This is a genomic window from Chryseobacterium sp. SIMBA_028 (genome assembly GCF_046535285.1).
In the GTDB taxonomy this organism is placed as follows: Bacteria; Bacteroidota; Bacteroidia; order Flavobacteriales; family Weeksellaceae; genus Chryseobacterium.
On record NZ_JAWRWZ010000273.1, the window covers coordinates 1 to 273 of the forward strand.

Below are 273 nucleotides of genomic sequence, written 5' to 3' on the forward strand. Positions count from 1 at the left end.
TCTAAAGCTGCTTCCAATGATTTTAACGTAAGTTCAATAATTGACTTCAATGTATCAACATCTAATCTTGTAAGAATTGCTTCCTTAGTATCTGATGGAATTGGTGCATAGTTTGTGTTATGTTGACTATTTTTTTCAATTACTTCATATGCGGGATTCAATGCTGCTATTGGATAGGAAACATTTGTTGTAAATGGTGTAAATAATTCTTCAAAGCCATATTCAAATGCTTTCTCTTTAAAAGGATTAGTATAATCCGTATAAATATCCAAG

At 30.4% G+C, this 273-nt stretch carries 1 protein-coding gene; it reads right to left on the reverse strand.

Features of this window, described 5'->3' with window-relative positions:
- Positions 1-273 (reverse strand): hypothetical protein (locus SCA31_RS23425; RefSeq protein WP_410699416.1); only part of this gene is annotated, 273 nt, incomplete at both ends.